Annotated in this window: 7 protein-coding genes and 1 pseudogene; 1 reads left to right on the top strand and 7 read right to left on the bottom strand. The window is 47.0% G+C overall.

All coding sequences use genetic code 11. The features are described 5' to 3' along the window. Nucleotides 1–389 (bottom strand): annotated as a pseudogene (locus tag SHEWPOL2_RS14610) (shikimate dehydrogenase); the annotation flags it as partial. Nucleotides 390–560: 171 nt separating this feature from the next. Between SHEWPOL2_RS14610 and SHEWPOL2_RS14605 the strand changes: the two are divergent. After that, entirely contained in the window at nt 561–998 is a 438-nt protein-coding gene (locus tag SHEWPOL2_RS14605) for a group II truncated hemoglobin (protein ID WP_037413521.1), read from the top strand. Between the two features lie 35 nt (nt 999–1033). Here SHEWPOL2_RS14605 and hemF read toward each other — a convergent pair whose 3' ends face one another. The 6 genes from hemF to SHEWPOL2_RS14575 form a co-directional block, all read right to left on the bottom strand. Beyond that, the gene (gene hemF, locus SHEWPOL2_RS14600; protein ID WP_037429386.1) at nt 1034–1942 is read right to left on the bottom strand and encodes an oxygen-dependent coproporphyrinogen oxidase; all 909 of its coding nucleotides are present in this window, start codon (nt 1940–1942) and stop codon (nt 1034–1036) included. Between the two features lie 28 nt (nt 1943–1970). Then, the gene (locus tag SHEWPOL2_RS14595; protein ID WP_037413519.1) at nt 1971–2537 is read right to left on the bottom strand and encodes an L-threonylcarbamoyladenylate synthase; all 567 of its coding nucleotides are present in this window, start codon (nt 2535–2537) and stop codon (nt 1971–1973) included. Between the two features lie 131 nt (nt 2538–2668). Then, nucleotides 2669–3232 (bottom strand): topoisomerase DNA-binding C4 zinc finger domain-containing protein, encoded by a 564-nt coding sequence (locus SHEWPOL2_RS14590; RefSeq protein WP_037429392.1) that lies wholly within the window; start codon nt 3230–3232, stop codon nt 2669–2671. A gap of 123 nt (nt 3233–3355) precedes the next feature. After that, nucleotides 3356–3832: a DUF494 family protein gene (locus SHEWPOL2_RS14585; RefSeq protein ID WP_011070451.1), complete on the bottom strand. Its 477-nt coding sequence runs from the start codon at nt 3830–3832 to the stop codon at nt 3356–3358. Nucleotides 3833–3834: 2 nt separating this feature from the next. Then, nucleotides 3835–4851 carry a DNA-processing protein DprA gene (gene dprA / locus SHEWPOL2_RS14580; RefSeq protein WP_037429383.1) on the bottom strand — a complete coding sequence of 339 codons (1017 nt, stop codon included), beginning with the start codon at nt 4849–4851 and terminating at the stop codon, nt 3835–3837. An 83-nt stretch (nt 4852–4934) separates the two neighbouring features. Next, the gene (locus tag SHEWPOL2_RS14575; protein WP_037429380.1) at nt 4935–6077 is read right to left on the bottom strand and encodes a LysM domain-containing protein; all 1143 of its coding nucleotides are present in this window, start codon (nt 6075–6077) and stop codon (nt 4935–4937) included. Nucleotides 6078–6125: the final 48 nt, after the last annotated feature.

Below are 6125 nucleotides of genomic sequence, written 5' to 3'. Positions count from 1 at the left end.
GCTGCAAACTGCCGAGATGGCGAATAAGATCGGCCACCAGCCCCAAACCATCGGTGTTATCACCATAAATTGTGCCATCGGCCAAAAAACTTAAGGTATTGACCGCCCCCGCCAGTGTCGCTTCGGCGCTTAAGCGATCGCAGAGGGCAAAGGCTTGCTCTTTAAAAGGCACTGTCACATTCGCGCCCTTTCCTCCCGCCTGAAAAAACTGCTCGTAAACTCGCCTCAAAACCATCAATGGGCGCCAGAATCGCTTCATAACTCAGGGACTGCTGCGTAAGGGCCGCAAACTGTCCATGGATAAAGGGTGATTTACTGTGACCTATCGGATTGCCAAACACGGCATATCGATCAAGTACTGGCGTAGTTACTGAGGGCATATTTGTCATCTGCGGGATTCTATTGGCTGTGAATGGCATGCAGTCTAGCGCGCTTTTAGGCGGTAGCACAGCCTAGTGGCGAGCCTAAGTTGTTGTACCTAACTTTAGCCTTCGGTTTCACAGTGACATTCAGGCTATAATGCGCGCATCGAAATTGTAGACAGCAATGCAGTTAGACCTATGAACTGGCTTAAAAAGATTTTTAGTAAACACACAAGCGTGTCGGATGACAGGGATCCGAATCAGTCTAATGCCTATGATTTAATTGGTGGCGACAAAGTGATCCGCGCGATTGCCAATAGTTTCTATCAGAAAATGGCAAGCTCAGCAGAAACACAAGCCTTATTCGCGATTCACCGTGCGCCGATTGCAGAGTCGGAACAAAAGCTCTATGAATTCTTAAGTGGCTGGCTAGGCGGTCCGCAGTTATATCAGCAAAAGTATGGTCATCCCGCATTACGCGCTCGGCATATGCCCTTCGCTGTCGATGAGACAATGCGGGATCAATGGCTATTTTGCATGAAGTTTGCCATTGAAAAACACATAAAAAAGCCAGAGCATCGCGCCGCTATCTATGAGGCAATTTCAACTCTGGCTGATCATATGCGTAATCAATAAAGTGCAATGACGCTACTCATACTGATACCCGTTGCTTATACCCAATCCCGTGGCTTGAGGTAGTTATCGTAAAGATCTGCCTCTGGGCTGCCCGCCTCTGGCGTATAAGCATATTGCCAACGCACCAATGGCGGCATTGACATCAAAATAGACTCTGTGCGGCCACCGGTTTGCAGGCCGAACAAAGTGCCTCTGTCGTATACCAGATTGAACTCAACATAACGGCCGCGACGATATAACTGGAACTCACGCTCACGCTCACCATAGGGAGTCTCTTTACGACGCTCAACAATCGGCGCATATGCAGTTAAGAAGCCGTTGCCCACCGCCTGCATAAAATCGAAACTCTTATCGAAGCCTGTTTGGTTTAAGTCATCAAAGAACAGACCGCCCACACCGCGGGTTTCATTACGATGTGGCAGGAAGAAATACTCATCACACCACTTCTTATACTTAGGATAAACATCGTCACCAAAAGGCTGGCATAGATTTTTAGCACTTTGATGCCACTCGCGCACATCTTCTTCGAAAGGATAGTAAGGCGTTAAATCGAAACCACCACCAAACCACCAGACAGGATCCGCGCCGTCTTTATGGGCAATAAAGAAACGCACATTAGCATGGGTGGTTGGAATGTAAGGATTTCTTGGATGAATCACTAAGGAGACACCCATGGCCTCAAAGCTGCGACCCGCCAGTTCAGGGCGATGAGCCGTTGCCGATGCGGGCATCGCAGCCCCTGTCACATGGGAAAAGTTAACCCCGGCTTGCTCAAATACCGCACCTTGGGTTAAGACCCGACTGGTGCCGCCACCGCCTTCGGTGCGCGTCCATGAATCGGCTGCAAAGCTTGCTTGCCCATCCAACTGCTCAAGACCCGCACAAATTCGATGTTGTAGATCGAGTAAAAATGCTTTTACCACTGTCGCATCTGGCACACTCATAGCTTTTATCCTTATTTTTATTAATTAGTTACTGTCCGTTGCGCAAAATCTTGCCACTTCGAGCATCAACAATGGTGGACGGCTGACGCTGCTGACCTAATTGGCCTAGCACTAAGGCATCTATTTTGCCTTCAAAAGCGTTGAGAATGTCATCATCACTAAGTGCGGGATCTTCGCCGGCTAAGTTGGCACTGGTTGAGACGAGTGGTTTACCCAAGGCTTGGCACAAAGCCCGCACACCTTCATGGGCGGAGACGCGCACGGCGATAGAATCAAATTCACCGGATAAATAACGCGAGACATGCGGTTTAATCGGCATCACAAAGGTAAAAGGCCCTGGCCATTTAGAAAAGGCAAACTCAAGCTGCTCGGCGCTCAACTGTGATTCATCAACATAGTCTAATAACTGGGAAAACTCGCTCGCCACTAAGATAAGGCCCTTCTGCCAAGGACGTTGTTTTACGGCGAGTAATTTTTGAATGGCAGTATCATTATCTGGGTCACAGCCTAAACCATAGACGGCTTCAGTGGGATAAGCGATAACGCCACCGTTTAACACTACGTCTTTAATGTCAGAGGGGTGCAGCTGTAACATCTTAGGATTACCTTATGGATTTAATCGTTTTTCCAAACAAATTTTGGCATCTTGGCTACCCCATCCATGGTTGGACAGGGATTATACCTAAGGCGGTTTAAGCGGCCAAACTTTTAGAGAGATCGATCACACTAAAGCGCTCGTTTGTATTTACAGCTTTTTTGCGGGCATTCTAAACGCATTCCCGCCGCACCTTTACGCTCGACTAAAATCCCAAAGCCACAACTCGGGCAGCTTTCGCAAACGGGTGGATAATTGACGATAAACTTACATTTGGGATACGCGCTACAGGCATAAAAACTCTTACCAAAACGGCTGGTTCGATGCTCAAGTTTACCCGTTTTACATTCAGGACAGGCCACCTCAGGTTTATCGCTCTCCTGATCAGGTCTTTCAATATGAGTACAATTGGGATATTGGGTACAGCCGATAAAAATGCCAAAACGCCCCGATTTAACAGCCAACTCATGGCCGCATGCGGGACATTTAGAACCTTCAATCACTTGGGTTTCAATCGATTCGTGCTGCACTAAAGGACGAGTATATTCACAGGTTGGGTAATTATTACAGCCGATAAAACTCCCATGCTTACTGTGTTTTACCGACAACTCGCTGCCACATTCGGGGCATAACTCGTATTCTTTTTCCAGTGCATGCTCATGGGCACTAAATAGTTGTTCATCGATCTTAGACATAATCATTTACCACTAGTCATTGCGGCTAATCCGCAGATAACTCACCGCACAGGTCTCAACAAACATATGGCATCAAAAAAGGAGGGCTAGCCTCCTTTCTCATTATTTATCACGTCGCAACACTTAAGAATGTAGCCGGCCTTCTTCAGGCTGCTCAAAAATTAAATCTTCCATTTGCTCATAGGCAGACTCATGGCCGGGCGCATTAAACAGCACCATCAGAATAACCCACTTAAGATCTTCGAGGATCAAGGCAGGCTCATCAAGCTCCATGACTCTGTCGATCACCATCTCACGGGTTTCGACATTAAGCACTTTAACTTGCTCTAAAAATAGCAGGAATCCACGGCACTCCACATCCAGCTTTTCCATTTCGTCTTTGGTGTAAATCCGAAACGAATGCTGATCATGATTACACAGGTAAGGCTTATCCCCTTCCTGTAACTCTGCCAGACGCTCCAACCAAGTTAAGGCTTTTAAAATCTCCGACTGATGAAAACCAGCGCGAGTGAGTTCCTTGGTTAACTCGTCTTCATCAACTAATAGTTCGACTTCACTGTGAACATAGTTTTCAAATAGATACATGAGGATATCAAACATGGCTAGCTCCTCTTTACTCTGACGTAACCACCGGGTACTGCAACAACCCAACCTTGCAACTCAAGTTCAAGCATTTGTTCTAACACCAGATCTATCGTTTTCCCACTATGTTCAACTACAGCATCAATTGTTGTAGTTTCATAACCTACACTAGCTAACAGCGATGAAAATGGCAAATCACAAATCTCACCTTGCTGTATATGGTGGCTGGAGTAGAGTTCTTCAAGATGAAAGGCTGTCAAACTTGCCAGCTCTTCCACTATATCGGCCGCGCTTTCCACAAGTTTTGCCCCATCACGTAATAAATCGTGACAGCCTTGGTGAAATCCTCCTAGGATGGAGCCAGGCACGGCAAACACCTCACGCCCTTGCTCCATAGCCAACCTTGCGGTGATGAGTGAACCACTTTTGCGACAGGCTTCAACCACCAGCGTCCCTAAAGCAAGACCGCTAATGATGCGATTTCGTTTCGGGAAATTGCCCGCAAAAGGCCCTACATCTGGCCAAAACTCGCTTATTATACAGCCTTGGCGCTGAATATCCTCATAAAGCTGCTTATGTCGGCGCGGATAAGTAATATCAATCCCAGTTCCCAGCACGGCAAGCGTTCTTCCTCCGTGGTCAACACAGGCTTTATGCGCCGCACCATCTATCCCCATCGCCATGCCGCTACAAATACTAAATCCTAGCGCTGACATCTCTCGAGCCAATTGATAAGCCACCTGCAACCCACCAGGAGATGCATTACGGCTGCCCACAACAGCAAGAGATGGAATCGCTAGTGCCTCGACGCAGCCCTTAACAAACAAAACGCAGGGTGGATCGGTTAATTGTTTTAGCAGCGGAGGATAAAGCGGATCGGAAAAGCAGACTAAATGATGATGTGCCGCCTGTTGTTGCCACTCTAAAGCAGCATCGACTTTTTGATAGTCAATAACCAAGCTGTGGAGCTGATTGTCAGACAAAGGGAGCGAGTGTTTCTCATGCTCGAGCCTTTGCCTGAGGTCGTCCACATCCATGTGCGTTAATAATTGTTGTGTCCGAGCGGGTCCGAGCCCAGATACCGCACTAACAATTAACCAATCAACCAAGTTTTCAGAGATTATTGACCTCTAAAGGCTAAGGAATCTGGGGCGATTAATTTATCATCGACCCGCACAGAACGCTCCGTCGATACAATCAATCCTAAACTTGCTTTATCAAACACTTTGAATACTAATAACTTACCATTGTAAACATCAGGCATTTTGAGTGCCCTGTCAGATGAAAGTGACGCAACCACATTGTCATAGGCTGTCCGTTCCATCGAGGGCACAGGTTGGCCATCGTTATTAATCACGATTTCTTCGCCATCGCGATAAATGGAGAATACCTCGCCAGGCTCAATACCGTCCTGCGTACCTTTATCAAGATAGACAACATTGAGTTTACCGGCTTCGCGCATTTTCGACTCGATGGCCAATATGGTCGCTGGCGTCTTAAGTTCTGCGGGTTTTGGCGTAAAGTAAGCTGACATTAACGCTTCATCCTCCATAGGCAACACCCTAAAGCCCGCTTTGGTTTCACGGAAATTGCTCAGAATTTTTACCTTAGACACTTTGCCAGACTCAATGACTTGGCCCGTGGATGCCAGAATCGCTTCCTGTCCTAGCGCCTCGCCCGTTTCTTTATTAAAGAATTCTCGGCCTCGCTCATAGACTCCTAACTTTTGATGCAAAGGTAATTCGCTATTGATATAAATCACATCACCAACAATATGATGGCGCGACGGGCTTTCACCGCCGAGTACCATAGGTTGCATGCCTAGCCAGCTAGCATCAACCACACGGTTTTGAACGAGATAGTTTTGGATTAATGCCAAATCAACCGCAGGAACCGCATTGCTCTTGGCAATTACGCGTCCCTCTGGAGTTTTGCGAATATGGGGTTTTGCTTCACTGGCTCCAATACTCGCACTCGCGCCATTAAGCACTAATCTGGGTTGACCATCGATAAAGACTAAGGTGAGTTGATCACCGGGATAAATTAAATGAGGATTGGCTATTTGAGGGTTAACATCCCATAAACGTGGCCACTTCCACGGATCATTTAGAAAGGTTGCAGAAATATCCCACAGGGTATCGCCCTTCTTTACCACATATGACTCTGGATACCCTGCTTTCAACGTGAGAGTGTCAGCGTAAACCAATGTGCAATGAAAGGTCATTAACGCAAGTAAAATTAGCCGTTTCATGGTGCGGTCCATGTTGTTTAGCCCTTAAATCGAGCTTTTACTGTTATTGATAGGCACTAA

This window comes from Shewanella sp. POL2 (assembly GCF_000282755.1).
GTDB classification, from domain to species: Bacteria; Pseudomonadota; Gammaproteobacteria; order Enterobacterales; family Shewanellaceae; genus Shewanella; species Shewanella xiamenensis.
This window is presented reverse-complemented; position numbering and strand designations above follow the sequence as displayed.